Here is a 1,457-nt window from a genome sequence, read left to right on the forward strand (position 1 = left end):
CTTTAGAACAAACTTTGATTTTTTCAGTATATAAGTATACGAAAAAATATTATAATAACTGAATAAGTAAATGATTTTTAGGAGGAACTATTTTTGAAAGAGTTGGTATATTTAGACAAGGACTTTATACATTCTTTTATTGCGCAAATAAATCATGAATTAATAGGTGCTAAAAGTAAAGAGATTCAAGAACATAGAATGGAGGCAAAGGAAAATACGCTAGGGCAGCAGTATAATGCTCTAAATCAATTTGAAGATTATCTTCTTAAAAATTCTTCATTAGTTAATTTTAATGAACAGAAAGACAGCGAAGAAGTGAATCCAGGTTCATATATTAAGTTTACTTCAAGCTTTCAACCGATAAATTTTGATGTTGTTCAAAAAATGATAAATGATAAATTTATTAAGTTTCTTTTTAATAAACTAGAAGAAGCAAAAAATGTAGAAGTACAAAATATCCTTGAACAAACATTAACACTCGAACAAAGGACTGTTTTTCTGAATGAACTCGAAAAAACATACGAGAATATGGTGAGTGTTCAAAAGAATAAGATTCATTCAGTTAAAGATATGTTGGTATATATTAAAGAGGCCATTCCATTTAGCTCGTTTATAAAGATGGATAATTGTTTAATACCAGTTAAGGAGTGCTATTTAAGTGAGAGCATCGGAGAACTCGCATTTAAATACGGATCAGAAGACACATCAGTCGAAATCACCCTAATTGGAAAAATAACAAAAAAAATAAATAAAAAAGAAATACATGCTCTTGATTATTCGAATTTAGTAGATAAGCAGCCAAATGAAATTTTAAATAAATTTTTGGGATTTCCTACAAATTTACTAGGGGGATTTGGAGTAGTAACAGCTAATAATTATATCATTTCACCAGTTGCTATGTATTTTGAATAAGGCTACATTTTTTGATTTTTTCTTCCTATGTTATAGACGTAGAAAAAGCTAGTGGGGAGAAAATGGGGAGAGAAGTACGCTTTGATGACGAAGGTTTAATTTTAAAGTTAAATGGAGCAACTGTTTTTTTGCATTGAAATTATCTATAAAAATGCCATTTCGTACAATTAAAAGTGTGTTTGTAGACTATTTTGATGCTCTACAATAGATGCTTCGCATGCCTGAAACATCTATATCTTCTCTTAATATCTTTGAGGAAAGTTTTAAATATGCTGATGAATGGTGTTTTCTTTCCTATGAGAATAGAGTACCTCCCGTAATGATTGAATTAGAAGGTCAAGAAAAGTATAAGTATGTTGTTTTTGAAATTGATAATCCTGCTAAGGTAGTAGCGGATATTAGGAAACATATGAGAGATTAATATGAGCGTTAGATAAAGGGTGATACAAACTTAGTAATTGTATCACCCTTTGCATGTGACTCGTTCTATACTTTTCACGACTTATTAAAGAGAATATATGACTGCGTAAAATTTATAATTTTAT

The 1,457-nt window shown here is 29.4% G+C and carries 1 protein-coding gene and 1 pseudogene; both read left to right on the forward strand.

Annotation, left to right across the window (positions count from 1 at the left end; translation table 11 throughout):
• The first annotated feature begins 93 nt into the window (after positions 1 to 93).
• The gene (locus V7183_RS23625; protein WP_335361027.1) at positions 94 to 912 is read left to right on the forward strand and encodes a DUF6414 family protein; all 819 of its coding nucleotides are present in this window, start codon (positions 94 to 96) and stop codon (positions 910 to 912) included.
• Positions 913 to 974: 62 nt separating this feature from the next.
• Positions 975 to 1,333: pseudogene (locus tag V7183_RS23630) on the forward strand (hypothetical protein).
• Positions 1,334 to 1,457: the final 124 nt, after the last annotated feature.

It is taken from the genome of Bacillus sp. JJ1127 (genome assembly GCF_036965845.1).
Taxonomy (GTDB): Bacteria; Bacillota; Bacilli; order Bacillales; family Bacillaceae_G; genus Bacillus_A.